At 60.1% G+C, this 16,325-nt stretch carries 11 protein-coding genes; 4 read left to right on the top strand and 7 right to left on the bottom strand.

Annotation, left to right across the window (positions count from 1 at the left end):
• The first annotated feature begins 343 nt into the window (after positions 1–343).
• The 4 genes from purM to AC4PS7_RS10750 all read left to right on the top strand — a co-directional run bounded on the left by purM (position 344) and on the right by AC4PS7_RS10750 (position 3,340).
• Complete coding sequence (gene purM, locus AC4PS7_RS10765) at positions 344–1,402, top strand: phosphoribosylformylglycinamidine cyclo-ligase (RefSeq protein ID WP_010208661.1); 1,059 nt, start codon at positions 344–346, stop codon at positions 1,400–1,402.
• Positions 1,402–2,052: a phosphoribosylglycinamide formyltransferase gene (gene purN, locus AC4PS7_RS10760; RefSeq protein WP_010208659.1), complete on the top strand. Its 651-nt coding sequence runs from the start codon at positions 1,402–1,404 to the stop codon at positions 2,050–2,052. The genes purM and purN overlap by 1 nt, the downstream gene beginning before the upstream one ends.
• Before the next feature lie 8 nt (positions 2,053–2,060).
• Complete coding sequence (locus tag AC4PS7_RS10755; RefSeq protein WP_010208658.1) at positions 2,061–2,774, top strand: DUF3108 domain-containing protein; 714 nt, start codon at positions 2,061–2,063, stop codon at positions 2,772–2,774.
• Between the two features lie 377 nt (positions 2,775–3,151).
• Entirely contained in the window at positions 3,152–3,340 is a 189-nt protein-coding gene (locus AC4PS7_RS10750) for a hypothetical protein (RefSeq protein ID WP_010208657.1), read from the top strand.
• 141 nt (positions 3,341–3,481) lie between these two features.
• Here the strand turns inward: AC4PS7_RS10750 and AC4PS7_RS10745 are convergent, their stop codons facing one another.
• From AC4PS7_RS10745 to AC4PS7_RS10715, 7 genes are all read right to left on the bottom strand, one after another.
• Positions 3,482–4,027, bottom strand: coding sequence for a DUF2058 domain-containing protein (locus AC4PS7_RS10745; RefSeq protein ID WP_492179403.1), 546 nt, complete (start codon positions 4,025–4,027; stop codon positions 3,482–3,484).
• A 25-nt stretch (positions 4,028–4,052) separates the two neighbouring features.
• Positions 4,053–4,886 carry a nucleoside triphosphate pyrophosphohydrolase gene (gene mazG, locus AC4PS7_RS10740; protein ID WP_492179432.1) on the bottom strand — a complete coding sequence of 278 codons (834 nt, stop codon included), beginning with the start codon at positions 4,884–4,886 and terminating at the stop codon, positions 4,053–4,055.
• A 152-nt stretch (positions 4,887–5,038) separates the two neighbouring features.
• On the bottom strand, positions 5,039–7,282 hold the full coding sequence (gene relA, locus AC4PS7_RS10735) for a GTP diphosphokinase (protein ID WP_021490867.1): 2,244 nt from the start codon (positions 7,280–7,282) through the stop codon (positions 5,039–5,041).
• 119 nt (positions 7,283–7,401) lie between these two features.
• Positions 7,402–8,754 carry a 23S rRNA (uracil(1939)-C(5))-methyltransferase RlmD gene (gene rlmD / locus AC4PS7_RS10730; protein ID WP_492179402.1) on the bottom strand — a complete coding sequence of 451 codons (1,353 nt, stop codon included), beginning with the start codon at positions 8,752–8,754 and terminating at the stop codon, positions 7,402–7,404.
• A complete protein-coding gene (gene cysM, locus AC4PS7_RS10725; protein WP_021490869.1) occupies positions 8,754–9,656 on the bottom strand; it encodes a cysteine synthase CysM in 903 nt (300 codons plus the stop codon). The genes rlmD and cysM overlap by 1 nt, the downstream gene beginning before the upstream one ends.
• Positions 9,657–9,763: 107 nt before the next feature.
• Positions 9,764–15,616, bottom strand: coding sequence for an NEL-type E3 ubiquitin ligase domain-containing protein (locus tag AC4PS7_RS10720; RefSeq protein WP_492179401.1), 5,853 nt, complete (start codon positions 15,614–15,616; stop codon positions 9,764–9,766).
• A 115-nt stretch (positions 15,617–15,731) separates the two neighbouring features.
• Positions 15,732–16,322, bottom strand: a complete 591-nt coding sequence (locus tag AC4PS7_RS10715; protein ID WP_021490871.1) for a tRNA-uridine aminocarboxypropyltransferase — start codon at positions 16,320–16,322, stop codon at positions 15,732–15,734.
• Positions 16,323–16,325 lie beyond the last annotated feature (3 nt).

Below are 16,325 nucleotides of genomic sequence, written 5' to 3'. Positions count from 1 at the left end.
AACGACAAATTTAGCGGCTGCAACAGACCGCGTGGATCCGGTTTGCCAAGGCTGTGACCATGGCGACCGGTAAAACATTCACAAGGCCTCGGCAGTTTTTGTACTGTCATAACGATAGCGGGTTAAAGGCTATACCTTAATACACGCCAAAGCAGAGCCGATTAGCATTTTTTTAACCGGCTTTTTTTGCCTATATGGCCCTGCCCGTCGGCCCGAGGATGGCCGCTGCCCCTCAAGCCTGATAAAATCGCGCGCCTTCGCAGACCGTCAACGGCTGGGCCTTTTACCAAAAGCGCCTGCCCGCTCGGTCGTTACCCCTGAATCCCCCCTAAAGGCCTGGATCATGAGCAAGCAACCCTCCCTGAGCTACAAGGACGCCGGTGTAGACATCGACGCCGGTGAAGCATTGGTCGAACGCATCAAGAGCGTCGCCAAGCGCACTGCGCGCCCCGAAGTCATGGGCGGCCTGGGCGGTTTTGGCGCCCTCTGCGAAATCCCGGCCGGCTACAAGCAGCCTGTACTGGTTTCCGGTACCGACGGCGTGGGCACCAAGCTGCGCCTGGCACTGAACCTGAACAAGCACGACACCATTGGCATCGACCTGGTTGCCATGTGCGTCAATGACCTGGTGGTGTGCGGCGCAGAGCCCTTGTTCTTCCTGGACTACTACGCCACCGGCAAACTGAACGTGGACACCGCTGCACAAGTGGTTACCGGCATCGGCGCCGGCTGCGAACTGTCGGGTTGCTCCCTGGTCGGCGGCGAAACCGCTGAAATGCCAGGCATGTACGAAGGCGAAGACTACGACCTGGCCGGCTTCTGCGTCGGCGTCGTGGAAAAAGCCGAAATCATCGACGGCTCCAAGGTTGCCGCCGGTGACGCCCTGCTGGCCCTGCCCTCTTCCGGTCCGCACTCCAACGGTTACTCGCTGATCCGCAAGATCATCGAAGTGTCCGGCGCCGAGATCGAGAACACTCAGCTCGACGGTAAGCCGCTCACCGACCTGCTGATGGCCCCGACCCGCATCTACGTCAAGCCATTGCTCAAGCTGATCAAGGACACTGGCGCGGTCAAAGCCATGGCCCACATCACCGGCGGCGGCCTGCTGGACAACATCCCGCGCGTCCTGCCAAAAGGCGCCCAGGCGATCGTCGACGTGGCCAGCTGGCAGCGTCCTGCGGTATTCGACTGGCTGCAAGAGAAAGGCAACGTCGACGAAACCGAAATGCACCGCGTACTGAACTGCGGCGTGGGCATGGTCATCTGCGTGGCTCAAGAGCACGTTGAAACCGCGCTGAATGTACTGCGTGAAGCCGGCGAGCAGCCTTGGGTCATCGGCCAGATCGCTACCGCCCCTGAAGGCGCGGCCCAGGTTGAACTGAAGAACCTCAAGGCTCACTGATGCCTCAGACCTGTGATGTCGTGGTGCTGCTTTCCGGCACCGGCAGTAACTTGCAGGCCTTGATCGACAGCACGCGCACCGGCGACAGCCCGGTGCGCATCGCTGCGGTGATCTCCAACCGCAGCGATGCCTACGGCCTGCAACGTGCCAGGGACGCGGGTATCGACACCCGCTCCTTGGATCACAAGGCTTTCGAAGGCCGCGAGGCCTTCGACAGCGCCTTGATCGAACTGATCGACGCCTTCAACCCCAAACTCGTGGTACTTGCCGGCTTCATGCGCATCCTCAGCGCTGATTTCGTGCGGCATTACGAAGGGCGCCTGCTCAATATCCACCCGTCCCTGCTGCCCAAATACAAGGGCATGCACACGCACCAGCGTGCGCTCGACGCCGGCGACAGCGAGCACGGCTGCAGCGTGCACTTTGTCACCGAGGAACTCGATGGCGGGCCTCTGGTCGTACAGGCAGTGGTTCCGGTAGAGTCTGACGACTCGGCGCAGACACTTGCGCAACGGGTTCATACCCAGGAACACAGGATTTACCCGCTGGCCGTTCGCTGGTTTGCCGAGGGACGGTTGATTCTTGGTGACCAGGGTGCATTATTGGACGGTCAGTTACTCGCGGCCAGCGGCCACTTGATTCGAACCTAGGAGATTTTATGCGTCGCGCCTTGCTCTTCGCTTTTGCTCTGTTTGCCTTGCCTGCCGTGCAAGCAGCAGATTTACATCCATTCTCCGCCAGCTATACCGCCGACTGGAAACAGTTGCCCATGAGTGGCTCGGCAGAACGCAGCCTGACCAAGAACAGCGACGGCACCTGGACCTTGAACTTCAAGGCTTCGATGATGATCGCCAGCCTGACCGAAACCAGTGTGATCCTGTTTGACAAGGACACCCTGCAACCGAAGAGCTACACCTTCGAACGCGGCGGTCTGGGCAAGGCAAAGAAGATCAACCTGGACTTCGATCAAACCGCCAAGAAAGTCACCGGTTTTGAGAACAAAGACCCAGTCAACGTGCCCCTGCAAAGCAGCATGCTCGACAAGTCGACCTACCAGTTGGCCCTGCAGCGCGATGTGGCTGCCGGCAAGAAGAGCATGAGCTACAACGTGGTGGAAGGCACTGACGTCGACACCTACGACTTCCGCGTGATCGGCCCGGAAAAGGTCCAGACCAAGGTGGGATCCATCGACGCGATCAAGGTAGAGCGCGTGCGTGACCCGACTCAGAGCAAGCGCATCACCCAGATGTGGTTTGCCAAGGACCAGGGCGGCATCCTGGTTGCCCTGCGTCAGGTGGAAACCGACGGTAAGGAATACAACATCATGCTGCAGGACGGCACCGTTGACGGTAAGGCTGTCAAAGGTAGCTGATGCGCTGGTGAATCAAAAAAGAGCCTCGCGGAATGCGGGGCTTTTTTTCGTCTGCTCGTTTTGTTTTGAAGCTTCTCGCGCTATCGCAGGCAAGCCAGCTTCCACATTTGGAATGCTTTTCAAAAGGTGGGAGCTGGCTTGCCTGCGATAGCGGCGGCTCAATCAATAGAGGCTGAAGCCTTACGCCAACATGAAACTTTTGTCATAAAACTCAGCACCCTGCGACGCAATGTCACGGTTTTCGCGACCTGCAGCACTGTTGCGTTTTCCGCAATGAATTGTTGCACGAAAAGTCGGTTTACTTAGCAAGCTAACAAATCATATAACAAAGGCCTGCGACGACTTGCCGCAGATCCACCAGAGATTGGAGCAAGCAGATGACTGTAAAAGTAACTGAACGCGACGACGAACATATGTCCCACGAAGCACTGGGCCATGGGATTCACATCTGGGATGTACACCAACAAGACCTGTTGGTCGGCATGTTTCACAACGAGAGCGACGCTCATAATTATAAAAACGAGCTCGAAGCCCTTGAGATGAGACGCCAGGCGCAAGGCTCCTGAGACTCTGAAATTGTGCAGAGGCCGGGCCCACGCAGCTGGGCCCCTGCAAAAACAAACCCCGCCTTTTGAGCGGGGTTTGTGTTTTTCGCACTGCTACGCAGCGCAGGGCAAGCGTACTCACCCTCCTTCAGGCCTACAGCTTTACCACATCAGATCATCCGGGATCTGGTAGGCCGCGTACGGATCATCCTCATCCGGCACCTGGCTTTCCGTCAGGATATTGAGCTGCACGATACGCTCTGGTGCGCGCTCGTGGATCTTCAGTGCTGCCTCGCGCGGGATCACCTCGTAGCTGCCGCCGTGGTGCACGATGGCCAGGGAGCCGTTGCTCAGCTTGTTGCGCATCAACGTGTTGACCGACAGGCGCTTGACCTTCTTGTCATCCACGAAGTTGTAGTAGTCCTCGGTGGTCAGCTTGGGCAGGCGCGAGGTCTCGATCAGTTGCTTGACCTGGGCGGTGCGGGCCTTGGCTTCGGCTTTTTCCTGCTGTTGGCGGTTCAGTTCCTGGTCGCGTTTGACCTTCTCGGCCTGCGCTTCGGCCGCCAGGCGGGCCTGGGTGTCATCCGCCTCGATCTGGCCTTTGTGGACCAGGCGCTGCTGCTTCTGTTTCTCTTTGCCGACCTGCTTGGCCTGCTTTTGGTTGACCAGACCTGCTTTGAGCAACTGGTCGCGAAGGGAAAGGCTCATGGTGCTTACTCACTTAGGCAACTGCTCAACCGCAGCTGGACACATTCTTTTCCTGACGTTTGGCTTCGCCCCACAGGGCGTCCATCGTTTCGAGGGTGCAATCTTCTATGGATTGGTGCGTATCGCGCAATGCCTGTTCGATAAATCGGAAGCGACGTTCGAACTTGGCATTGGCGCCACGCAGCGCGGTTTCCGGGTCGACCTTGAGATGACGGGCCAGGTTGACTGCCGCGAACAGCAGGTCGCCGACCTCATCGGCAATGGCCACCGAATCGTTGTCGGCCATGGCTTCGAGCACTTCATCCAGTTCTTCGCGCACGTTGTCCACCACCAGCAAGGCGGAGGGCCAATCGAAGCCGACCTGGCTGGCGCGCTTCTGTAATTTGGCGGCGCGGGACAGGGACGGCAGCGCCGTGGGCACATCGTCCAGCAAGGAAAGCTGCTCCGGCGCGTCGGACTTTTCCGACCGTTCCTCGGCTTTGATCTGCTCCCAGCGCTCCTTCACCTGTTCTTCACTCAACTGCGGGATATCCAGCGGTGCATACAGATCACCGGTTGGAAACACATGGGGATGGCGACGGATCAACTTGCGCGTAATGCTGTCGATCACCCCGGCAAATTCGAAGCGCCCTTCTTCCCGCGCCAGTTGGCTGTAATACACCACTTGGAACAACAGATCGCCCAACTCGCCTTGCAGGTGATCGAAGTCACCGCGCTCGATGGCGTCGGCGACTTCGTAGGCTTCTTCCAACGTGTGCGGAACGATGGTGGCGTAGGTTTGCTTGATGTCCCACGGGCACCCGTACTTCGGGTCGCGCAGGCGGCTCATCAGGTGCAGCAGGTCATCCAGTGAATACATCATTCTACTTCCGATCAGGTATGAACACCGCCGATCAACGGTGGGAGGGGCTTGCCCCCGATTGCGGTGGGTCAACCAAGAATCTGGTACCTGACACTCCGCTTTCGGGGGCAAGCCCCCTCCCACCGTTCAGACTGCGTTCATCCAGATGTTCATGGGGTACGGTTGCGGCGTGTCTCGATGATGTTCGGCAACTGGGAGATCCGCCCCAGCAACCGTCCCAACGCGTCCAGCCCCGGAATCTCGATGGTCAGGGACATCAACGCAGTGTTGTCCTCTTTGTTCGAGCGGGTGTTGACCGCCAGCACGTTGATCCGCTCGTTGAGCAGCACTTGCGACACATCCCGCAGCAAACCGGAACGGTCATAGGCGCGAATGATGATATCCACCGGGTAGGTGAGCACCGGCACTGGGCCCCAGCTCACCTGGATGATCCGCTCCGGTTCACGCCCGCCCAATTGCAGCACCGAGGCGCAGTCCTGGCGGTGAATGCTCACGCCGCGGCCCTGGGTGATGTAACCGACAATGGCGTCGCCCGGCAGCGGCTGGCAGCAGCCGGCGATTTGCGTCATCAGGTTGCCCACGCCCTGGATCTGGATATCGCCGCGCTTGCCAGGCTTGTAGCCGGTGGCCTTGCGTGGAATCAGTTCCAACTGTTCGCTGCCACGTTCCGGCTCGACCAGTTGCTGGGCCAGGTTGACCAATTGCGCCAGGCGCAAATCGCCAGCGCCGAGGGCGGCGAACATGTCTTCGGCGATCTTCATGTTGGCTTTCTCGGCCAACTTGTCGAAGTCCACCTGAGGCAGGCCGAGACGCCCCAATTCGCGTTCAAGCAAGGTTTTGCCGGCGGCGACGTTCTGGTCGCGCGCCTGCAATTTGAACCAGTGGACGATCTTCGCCCGCGCCCGCGACGTGGTGATGTAGCCCAGGTTCGGGTTCAGCCAGTCGCGGCTCGGCGTACCGTGCTTGCTGGTAATGATTTCGACCTGTTCACCGGTCTGCAGGCTGTAGTTGAGCGGCACGATGCGCCCGTTGATCTTGGCACCCCGGCAGTTGTGACCGATCTCGGTGTGAACGCGGTAGGCGAAGTCCAGCGGCGTCGCGCCCTTCGGTAAGTCGATGGCATGGCCGTCAGGGGTGAAGATGTAGACCCGATCAGGCTCGATATCCACGCGCAGCTGTTCGGCCAGGCCACCAATGTCGCCCAGTTCTTCGTGCCATTCCAGCACTTGACGCAGCCAGGAGATTTTCTCCTCGTACTGGTTGGACCCGGCCTTGACGTCGGTGCCCTTGTAGCGCCAGTGCGCGCACACACCCAACTCCGCCTCTTCGTGCATGGCGTGGGTGCGGATCTGCACTTCCAGCACCTTGCCCTCGGGGCCGATCACCGCGGTGTGCAGCGAGCGATAGCCGTTTTCCTTGGGGTTGGCGATGTAGTCGTCAAACTCCTTGGGAATATGCCGCCACAAGGTGTGGACGATACCCAGCGCGGTGTAGCAGTCGCGCATTTCCGGCACCAGCACGCGCACGGCGCGCACATCGTAGATCTGGCTGAACGCCAGGCCCTTGCGCTGCATTTTGCGCCAGATGGAATAGATGTGCTTGGCACGGCCGCTGATGTCGGCTTCGACACCGGTGGCCTGCAGCTCGGAGCGCAACTGGTTCATCACGTCGGTGATGAAGCGCTCACGGTCGAGCCGCCGTTCGTGCAGCAGCGTGGCGATCTGCTTGTATTGATCGGGTTCAAGGTAGCGGAAGGACAAGTCCTCCAGCTCCCACTTGATATGGCCGATACCCAGACGATGCGCCAGCGGTGCATAGATGTCGAAGACTTCGCGGGCAACGCGGTTGCGCTTCTCGTCGTCGGCGGTTTTCACCGCACGGATTGCGCAGGTACGCTCAGCCAGCTTGATCAGGGCGACGCGGACGTCGTCGACCATCGCCACCAGCATCTTGCGCAGGTTCTCGACCTGGCCCTGAGTGCCCAGCACCATGGACTGACGCGGACTGAGGCTGGCGCTGATCGCAGCCATGCGCAGCACGCCGTCGATCAGCTTGGCCACCACGGAGCCGAAACGCTGGCCCACGGTCGCCAACTGAATATGCCCTTCCCGCACGCCGCGATACAGCACGGCGGCGATCAGTGAATCCTGGTCCAGCTTGAGATCGGCGAGGATCTCGGCGATTTCCAACCCGGTGCGAAAGCTTGAAGTGCCTTCGGCCCAGAGGTTCTTGGAAGCATTGTCTTGCTGCTCAGACTCGCGAGCGAACTCGCAGGCTGCTTTCAAGGCTTCACGGTCCAGTGCCGGGTCGACACTGATGGCATGATCCAGCCATGCCTCGAGATTGATACTGCCGTCGGTGTTGATCGGCTGGTGTGCTCTCACCTGTACCATCTTGCTTACCTTCCCTACGACGCACCTTCGATGCGCCAGAATTCATCGCCGACCTTCTACTGCTCCCTGGCAGATCACAGGCCCTGGAGACGACAGGCCGGTCGGATTAAACGGGCATCCTAGCCCGCTTCAAATAACGCCATGGCCTCGACATGCGCGGTTTGCGGAAACATGTCGAGGATCCCGGCACGTTTTAGCCGGTAGCCTTGCTTGACCAACTCAACCGTGTCCCGCGCCAGCGTGGCCGGATTGCAGGACACATACACCAGACGCTTGGCTCCCAGGGTCGCGAGCTTGCGCACAACCTCCAGGGCACCATCACGGGGTGGGTCCAAGAGTACCGCAGAAAAGCCTTGTTTGGCCCATTCCGCGTCAGTCAAAGGCTGGGACAAATCAGCCTGAAAAAACTGCACATTATGCAAATCGTTGCTGACGGCGTTGACGGCCGCCCGCTCCACCATGGTCTGCACCCCCTCCACCGCCACCACTTCACGCACCTGGCGCGCCAGTGGGAGGGCGAAGTTGCCCAGGCCGCAAAACAGGTCCAGCACCCGTTCATCGGGTTGTGGCGCCAGCCATTCCAAGGCCTGGGTAACCATCGCTTCATTGACCCCGGCATTGACCTGGACAAAATCTCCGGGCCGGTAAGCCAGCTCCAGATCCCAGTGACTCAGGCGAAACCCGAGCACCGAATCGGCCTCAACCGGTTCCGGCTGGCCCTCGCCATGCAGCCACAATTGGGCTTCATGGAAGGCACAGAATTCTTTCAGCACCTGCAGGTCCGCTTCCGACAGCGGCGCCATATGGCGCAGCAACACGGCCACGGACGTACCACTGAACAACTCCACATGCCCCAGCGCCTGAGGTTTGCTCAAGCGAAGCAGCATGTTGGGCAGGCGCTGCATGATCGGCTGCAAGGCCTGTACCAGCACCGGGCATTCGTCGATGGCGACGATGTCCTGACTAGCCACCGCGCGGAAACCCACTTCCAGCTGTTTCGTCTTGGCGTCCCAGCGCACGGCCACGCGGGCGCGGCGACGGTAACCGAATTCCGGCCCGCTCAACGGCGCGGCCCACTCCTGCGGTTCGACCCCCGCCACGCGGGACAGTTGCTCGGCAAGCATGCGCTGTTTCAGGGCAAGTTGTTCGCCGTGGGGCAAGTGCTGCACGCTGCAACCGCCGCAGCGTCCGAAATGCGCGCACGGCGCCGGACGGCGTAATTCGCTGGCACTGAACACCCGCTCGGTGCGCGCCTCGACGATCTTGCCATGGGTGCCCAGCACCCGTGCTTCGACTTCTTCGCCCGCCAGCGCGCCGTTCACGAACCAGGTGCGACCTTCAAAGAACACGATGCCTCGGCCGTCGTTGGCCAGGCGCTCGATGGTCAGGCTCTGTTTCTTGCCCACAGGGATCTGCGGGGCGCGGCTGCCGCCCGTCGGTTGGAAGCGCAGGCCTCTCTCGTGCTTGGCCATCAGTTGGGTTCGTCGAAGATGCCGGTCGACAGGTAACGGTCGCCTCGGTCACAGATGATCGCGACGATCACCGCGTTTTCCACCTCTTTGGACAAGCGCAACATACCCGCCACCGCGCCACCGGAAGACACGCCGCAGAAGATGCCTTCTTCACGGGCCAGGCGGCGGGTGGTGTCTTCGGCCTCGCGCTGCGCCATATCAATGATGCGGTCGACGCGGCTCGAGTTGTAGATCTTCGGCAGATACTCTTCGGGCCAACGACGGATACCAGGGATGGCCGAGCCTTCCATCGGTTGCAGGCCGACGATCTGGATGGCCGGGTTCTGCTCCTTGAGGTAGCGCGAGTTGCCCATGATGGTGCCGGTGGTGCCCATGGAGCTGACGAAATGAGTGATGGTGCCCTGGGTCTGGCGCCAAATTTCCGGGCCGGTGCTGGTGTAGTGCGCCTCGGGGTTGTCACCGTTGGCGAACTGATCCAGCACCAGGCCGCGGCCTTCGGCAGCCATGCGTTCAGCCAGATCGCGCGCACCTTCCATGCCGTCTTCCTGGGTGACCAGGATCAGTTGGGCACCGTAGGCGGTCATCGCCGCTTTGCGTTCGGCGCTGCCGTTGTCGGGCATGATCAGGATCATCTTGTAACCCTTGATCGCGGCGGCCATGGCCAGGGCGATGCCGGTGTTACCCGAGGTGGCTTCGATCAAGGTGTCGCCGGGTTTGATCTGCCCGCGCAGCTCCGCACGGGTGATCATCGACAGCGCCGGGCGGTCCTTCACTGAACCGGCCGGGTTGTTCCCTTCGAGCTTGAGCAGCAGGGTGTTGCTGGTGTCTCCCGCCATGCGTTGCAAGCGGACCAGGGGCGTGTTGCCGACGCAATCGGCGATTGTAGGGTACTGCAAGGTCATGGCGTATTCGCAATCCAGACTGCGGGGGCGAACATCATACCGGGAAAGGCCGGCGGGCCATATCACGCAAAGTGTGGTGCCTATTCCTTAAAGGCATAAGTATTGGCTCAGGCAATTACAAATTCCGTCCACTCCTGAAGGGTCAACACGCGGACCAGATCGGCCTTGGCTTGGCGCATCTGTACAGCAAGGCTTTCGAGCGCGTGTTTGTAGGCTCCCTCGTTTATGTCGCCATTCGTGACTTTGTCGGTGGCCCGTTCCAGCTCACGCTGGTAGTGCGCCAGCGCAGCCTCAAAACGTTGCGGGTACTTGCGCTCCAGGAACTCGACCCAGTACTCCTCGTTTTCAAGCCGACTGGGCCAATTCAGGTTCAACTCCTCATTTTTGATCCGTTGGAGTATTCGGATCACCGAAGGCGCATCCGGCACCGCAGTGGCGGCGTCGAACCGGCCCGGCAATGCAAGAGGCAAGTCCAGACTCGACGCCAGCGCGATTCGATAGGCCAGGAAACGCACGCAGGCTTCCTGCGCAGACTGCTGCGGAAACGCCCTCAACAGGTGGTGGTCGATGGCGCCCAGCCGGCGAAGGGCTCGGTAATAATTCACAAAATCCGGGCCTGCGGCATCCACGTTTCCGGCGAGCATCTGTACCGGCAACATAGCCAGTTCGATCTCATTGAGGCACAACAGCCACCCGTCGATCCCCCCGCTCATGTACCGCAAAGGTGTCTGGAAAAGGATTTGTTGCAGGCGCCCGTTGTGATTGGCCCCGTCAATCAACTGCCAGACGCGCCGCGTAATGTCCTGGCGCAAGGCGTGATGCTCCGGGGCAATCAACGGCGGATAGGAAGACACGTTCCACAGCAGGTTAAAGAAACCGTCCGCCATTTGCGCTCCGGCCAACAGCGCCCATTCAGCCCGCCGTTGCGGCACTTCATTCAGCGGCACCGGCAATAGCCAGCGTTCAACCGATGGCAACGGAAATGCCCCGTCGTGCCACAGGCCAAAATCGATCGTTTGATAACCCGGCCGTCTCCGGTATTGGCTGAGCAGCCGCAAGGTCGCCTGGGAAAGCGCGTTACCGTGAAGATTCATGGCGCGGTACACGGTTTCATTGAGGTGAAGATCAGAGTGGGTCAACACTTTGAAACGATTGTCTCGCAGATCCAACGTGCGAAGTCTTGGCAGCATCACCACCCACAGAGGCAAAAGATCGAGTTGAGTATTCCTGAGCTTGAGGACCTCCAGCGCTGTCAGCGCATACACATTCAAGCGTTTCCCTCTGCCGAGGGGATTGTTGGACAGATTCAACTTGGTCAAGCGCGTCAGGCCCTGCAACCGTCTGATATCCGCTGATTCAGGCTGAATGCGATTGTTCGCCAGGCTGAGTTGTTTCAAGTGTTGAAGCGCAGACAAGCCCTGAGGCACATGGTCCAAGTGGTTGCCGTCGAGAAACAGCGTCCGCAGCGCCGGGAAGCGCCCGAGGAACTTCATCGGCAGCGCTTGTAACTGATTGTTCCGCAGGCTCAGTTGCATGACATGACCGAAATGCGCCGTCACCTGTGGCAAGTCTTCCAGGGCCAGGTCATCCAGATAGAGCTCAAACATCACCCCGCGCGGGGAGTCCTCTTTGCTCCAGCAACGTCGAATTCGCGCGGAGGCCTCGACTTGTGCCTTGAGTTGCTCGGGTTTCCCCAGCAAGCACCAGCGTTCAAGGCTGTCATTCAAGGCGTCGCGTTCTCGGAACAGGGTGTTGATCGCGTCCTCACGCTCCTGAACGGAGTCACTCAGATTCTCAAGGATCTCAAACGCCTGCTCATCGGTTTTCGTCGGAAACAACTGCCGCAACCGTGCGACTTGGTCACGGCCCACTGCCCCCAGCTCATTGCCGCCACTCAACGGATAACCAATCCGCCCATCCGCCACGCGACGCGGCGGGTTGTACCAAGGGCGACGCCCTATTTCGAGCAGGGTTTCGGCAAACTCCCAGTGACGCTCCAAGCGATAACCGATCTCCTGGATCAACTCTTCAACGCCCCCCGCATGGGTATATCCCACGGCCTGGCGCTCAGGGGGAGGCAACGCGTCGAGTAAGACCGTGAGAAAATCGCCCGGGTTTCCGAGCGGTTGCAACGTGCCGTTCGATTGGGGAGCAAAGGCCTGATAGCGGCCATCAAGCGCCTCCAGCACCCGCTTGGGCCGCCCTTCAGCAGGGCCGACACGGTCAATGAGCCGCCCGCGCTCACGTACTTCAACCCGTGTTTGAACAGACCAGCCGTCCATCTCGGCGACGGTATGAAGGATCAGCTTTGAGCTGTCCGCACTTGCCGCACCTCCCAGGTGCACCCCCTCCATCGCCCTGGTCTTGCGCAGGTACTCTATCCACCAGCGGATGGCTTTGGTTTTGGTCAACGGGACACGGCCGGCCTCCAGGCTTCGACGCTCAACCGGGGTGAGATCGCGCACCAGGTCTTCGGCGATTTGCGCTGTCAAACTGGGAAAATCACGCTGCAGCACCTGTGCCAGGGGCTCCGAAGACAACGCGCTTTTATGAAGCAACGCCTTGAAAAAAAGCCGCGCCATACCTGGCTTGTCCTGCGCAACAAAGGTTTCGAGCCGCCTGACCTGATCAGCGCGGCTCAAGCCCGCACTGCCCACCAACACATCGGCGCTTTCAGGCCCTATTTCACCCAGTAACTCGTCAAAAAAATCCCACCCCGTCTCCACGCCCGCCTTGACCCGTCGATGCAACGTGAATCGCTCGATGGTCTCCATCAAAATCGCAGGTGGGCGCTCGTTACGCAGGTGCACGCGACGCAGCATCGCCGGGGTCACGCCGCTGACCTGTTGAATCTGGTTGATGGCATCCGGCGACCATGCTCCAACGGCGGGCCCGAGGCGATAAAACGGTTTGTGGCCATCCCAGGTCAGCGGCGTTTCCCATTCATGGCGCCAGGCACCTGCGCCGTTATGCGTCAACACCGGGGCGTAAGCATCGTGCAATGTGGGGTGTGGAATGCGCCATGGCAGGGTCGGGCCAGCCTGGGAGACGTTGAAACACAAGCCGTCCATATACAGAAAGCAGTCCGCGCCCTGGCGAAAGAGACCGAGTGCGTCAGGGGTCAGGCCCATGGTATCCGCAGCACTGGAATACTGCGCGATGTCGCGCTGGTGAGGGTAAAACTGCCCCTCGACCGTACGATGGTCGAGCATGGCGCGGGCAATCCGGTGACGGAAATCGGTGACCGCCTGGGGGCCTTCAAGCCCGAGCCGGACGCGTTCGTTATGGGTTAACTGGTTCAGGATGGCCTGGTAAAAACCGTCGGGAGTACCGAGCCTCGCGCCCGCAAGGGAGGTGCGATGATCAAACGGCGCAAAGCGCCCCCGGCCATGGTCCAGCACCACCACAGTCCGGTCTTTGGCACCTTTCGACATATAGTGCACCGGCTGATCGGCGCGACTGATGACCAAGGCTTGGCCAGTGACGCTTTTTAATACTGCGCCGGCAAATTCGCTTGCCCAGCGCAGGGTCTGCGCGTCGTACCGGCGCCCATGGAAAATCCCGTCGATCATCGCCTCTCGGCGGGCTGCCCGCCGTGCACTGCGCAAGGCGGTATAGAGCGCCTCGGGTTGCAGTTTTGACGCCAACAGTTGGGTCTGCTGGTGGGAAGAAAGAGGCTGCTGATCCAGCACCTCCAACAAGCGGGGCAGACTGACTTCGGGGTGCAACGCCCGTAGGGTACTGATGACCGCGGGTTCGGGCTGATCAGACCCCACGCGCTCAGGCAACAGGTTCTTGATCGCCGTCGGCGCGCCAGAGGCCGTTGCGCGATCGGCCTGGGCAAAGCGTGTAAGTGCCTCGAACAGCTCAAGCCTCACGGTGCGGGCCCGCAGCGCCAACTGCTGGCGCAACGGCGGTTCTCCGGCCGAAAACACGGCAGGCAACAAGTCCACCACAGCCTGGAGAAAATTCGCAGTAAAACGACGCGGGGATGAGTAGGCGAACTGGAAGTTCTCCTGACGGGTCACCGTGACCACCCGAGAAGCGGGACGGCCCGCCTGCTGCGTGTAACGTCGCAACTCCAGGCCCTGCGGGTTCTCGACGCTCAAGGCAGTATCAACCGGCCATTGCGCCAATTGAGTGACCAACGGCCCCAGCACTTCGAACGCCTGAGTCGGCGGTGGATGACTGGGTGGCGACGGGCTTGACGCCCAATCGATCAGACGATCGACATTAAAGCGCTGCGAAGCCTCCACCAGGGAAGCCGACGGTCGCTCGCCCTCCCAGACCTTGTCGAGGAGTTGTCGAGGCGTATTGCTCGCCTCAAGCACTGCGTTCAACGACTTGACCGGCGCCTGCGAGGCGCCGAGCATTCTCTCCAACAGCGCGGTATCGACCCGCTCACCGGCAACGCTGCCTGGTGGGGACAACTGGCGGTACAGCGCTTGGTGGCGACGCATCACGCTGCGTGCCAGGCGAGTATGCAAGCGGCTGCTGATCAGCAAATCAGCCAGGTCGACCAAGGTTTGGAGCAACTCAACCGAGTCACCCTGCACTGCCATGGCTCCCCCCTCGATCAGGGACTGCGTGAGGACGGCAAACATCGCAACGGCCCTGAGCCGTCCCAGGCCTTTGAGCGGGCCCGGTGCCGGAATCAGCAACAGATCAAGCGTCTCGCTGAGCACCGTTTGAAAAACACGGCTGACCGTCACCATCCAGCCGGGTGTTTCGGCTGCCAGTTCCTGCAGGTTGGTGCGACAACGTGCGGTGTAAAAATCATGCAAGCAGACCATTGGGGTCTTTTCGACCGACTGTCGGACGTATCCGACGCGCTTCACAAGCGTGGTCTTCGGCAACCACTCAACGAGGTCATAAAGCACTTCGGCCTGCGGGGAAAGCTGCTCGGGGCGAGGCTGAGATGTCGCTATCTGCTTGAGCCGGACACTGTCACGCAAGGTCATCAACGGGTACAGCCACGACACGTCACCGTTGCCATAGGAGGCCTGAAAGGCCATGTAAAACTCCGTGCATGCTTCCCGGTGGCTGTCGTAGTGAAGCAGGGCCCCCGACGGTCGATGGGGGAAATAACTGAAGGCACCTTTACAGCCGCTCACTGAAAAGACGATATGAGGAATCTTCACACTGTCTCCAGGCGGTGACCCTACATACTGGCCCGTCAAGCCAATGTGTTGAGGGACCCAGCTGATGTTGTCGATACCGTGGGGGATAAACAGATGCATTTCTTCAATCTGGCCCCAACGCACTTCACCGACGAGCGCACGCTTCAACTGGTGGTATTTGGCTCTGTCCACGCGGCTGGTCGCGCGGTCCTTGAGGGCATTGATCAACGCGAACTCAAATTCGGCGCTTGCCTGCCTCATGATTGCATCGCCCAGGGAGGAGGACGCGCGTAATGCCTGGGCAAGAGACGTTCTGAGTGTCTCGCCAATATTGAGCTCGCGTACCAAGGCAATGAATGCTGCCGCACTGGCATTGATGGACGAGTCCATATAGCTGGCGTCCGCTATCCCCGTATTCCCAGGAAAACTCCAGCCGGTCACGCCGTCGTAATTCATGCATGCCGCTTCCCATAAGGTCAGGCTGGCAACCTTCACCTGATCACCCTGGGCCTCACGACGAACGCGGCGAGCAGGCGCCAGGTAGCGGGTGTAGATCCTTGCGGTTTTCGGGTCTACGTCTGAACCCGTCAGTGTTTTTAAAGCATCGCGCAGGGACGCCAGGGACTGCTGTTCAAAACGCTCGATAAGCCGGGGGACACCGTCTTCAACGGCTTTTCGGGCCTGAACCCAAGCCTTTTGCAGGCGTACATATTCACGTTTTTCTTCATCGTCGAGCCCGTCAAGAAACCCGTCGAATTTGCTTCGCACAGCGTCCAGGGCTTGCAGTGAAGACCATTCGTTCCTGGTCAGAAACGGTCCCGAAGCCGTTTGTTCGGCCATGAAGGCAGCCAATGAGGGTGTATGGGCAACAGGCTCAGCCATTTTTCTATCCTTGAAAAATGACCAGCCTACTCAGTTGCCGCGCGCGCGTTGGGTAGCTATGTAATACGCAGGCTCATGTGTGGTTCTTCTGGTACACGGCCTGCCCCATGGCCGCAATTTGCCCATCGATCAACGCGTTGAAGGGTTGCAGTAACGGTTCGAACGAGGTGGGGGCTTCCAATACCTGTAACGCCTGCACAATCGCTTCCACTGTCGACAGCGCACCCGGTCCGGGCGCCTTGCGCAATCGATAGCGGGACGCGGCGCCTTCGGCCAATGCCACTCGGGGTAATGCCGCCAGCAAGGGGTTGAGGTGCAGCAGTTTGCGCGCCTTGCGCCACGTGCCATCGGGGACCACCAGTAGCAATGGCTGACTGCCGGGCGCGTAGGCCTGCAGTGGTTGGGCATCCTCAGCCGGAAACAACAGTCGCGCCTGATAACCGGGAGGGTTCAACAGGGTCGGTAGATCCTCAAATATCTCCCCCACCACCAATTGCGCATTGCTCAACCCCAACGCCGCCAACCGTGCAGTATTCAACGCATGATTGACCTCGCTCGGGTGCTGCAACAGCAACACACGGGTGCGGCTGTCGAGGCTGGGGATCAGCGCGCACAGGCAGTGGGTGGCAGGCCTGAGGCAACGTGAACATTGGGGTCTGGACATGGT

This window comes from Pseudomonas sp. DW-iso3 (assembly GCF_058725305.1).
This window is presented reverse-complemented; position numbering and strand designations above follow the sequence as displayed.

Coding starts and splice junctions, on each gene's coding strand:
- purM (WP_010208661.1), top strand. CDS start 344: ATGAGCAAGCAACCCTCCCTGAGCTACAAGGACGCCGGTGTAGACATC.
- purN (WP_010208659.1), top strand. CDS start 1,402: ATGCCTCAGACCTGTGATGTCGTGGTGCTGCTTTCCGGCACCGGCAGT.
- AC4PS7_RS10755 (WP_010208658.1), top strand. CDS start 2,061: ATGCGTCGCGCCTTGCTCTTCGCTTTTGCTCTGTTTGCCTTGCCTGCC.
- AC4PS7_RS10750 (WP_010208657.1), top strand. CDS start 3,152: ATGACTGTAAAAGTAACTGAACGCGACGACGAACATATGTCCCACGAA.
- AC4PS7_RS10745 (WP_492179403.1), bottom strand. CDS start 4,027: ATGAGCCTTTCCCTTCGCGACCAGTTGCTCAAAGCAGGTCTGGTCAAC.
- mazG (WP_492179432.1), bottom strand. CDS start 4,886: ATGTATTCACTGGATGACCTGCTGCACCTGATGAGCCGCCTGCGCGAC.
- relA (WP_021490867.1), bottom strand. CDS start 7,282: ATGGTACAGGTGAGAGCACACCAGCCGATCAACACCGACGGCAGTATC.
- rlmD (WP_492179402.1), bottom strand. CDS start 8,754: ATGGCCAAGCACGAGAGAGGCCTGCGCTTCCAACCGACGGGCGGCAGC.
- cysM (WP_021490869.1), bottom strand. CDS start 9,656: ATGACCTTGCAGTACCCTACAATCGCCGATTGCGTCGGCAACACGCCC.
- AC4PS7_RS10720 (WP_492179401.1), bottom strand. CDS start 15,616: ATGGCCGAACAAACGGCTTCGGGACCGTTTCTGACCAGGAACGAATGG.
- AC4PS7_RS10715 (WP_021490871.1), bottom strand. CDS start 16,322: ATGTCCAGACCCCAATGTTCACGTTGCCTCAGGCCTGCCACCCACTGC.